Here is a 401-nt window from a genome sequence, read left to right as displayed (position 1 = left end):
CGTGCGCATACTGCTACCGATTCCATCGTTCGACGACGGCTTCACAGTCGGCTGGGTGATGGGCTTCGAGGGTCCTGATGCCATCGCAGCCGAACGCACGACGTGGGATCGTCGATTCCGTTGGCAGGTCAGCGTCGCCGCGTGCGAATTCGTGCGCGACGAGAACGATGCGGCGGTTCTCACCGCGGCAGTGGAGCGCGCCCTCGGCCGGGTACCCGGAGTTCGCGAGATCGTCCACGAGGATCGCGAGATCTGGCTCGTCGCTGGATGGGCTTCCGGCCTCGGTCTGTTGCTGGCGGCGGATCGAGCGGTCAGGCGGAATCGCGACCTGATCCTCGCGGCGCTTTCCTGAGGATTGGCATGGACTCGGCGCAATCGGCTGTCGCTTCAATGCTCCCTAC

At 65.1% G+C, this 401-nt stretch carries 1 protein-coding gene; it reads left to right on the top strand.

Annotated elements, in window-relative coordinates:
• The coding region (locus AB4Z02_RS19220) for a hypothetical protein (RefSeq protein ID WP_441972976.1) at positions 1–352 on the top strand (352 nt) is incomplete at its 5' end.
• Positions 353–401 lie beyond the last annotated feature (49 nt).

Source organism: Pedococcus sp. 2YAF34, from assembly GCF_052114585.1.
Classification (GTDB): domain Bacteria; phylum Actinomycetota; class Actinomycetes; order Actinomycetales; family Dermatophilaceae; genus Pedococcus.
The sequence above is the reverse complement of the archived record's forward strand: the minus strand, read 5'-3'. Positions and strand labels throughout refer to the sequence as shown.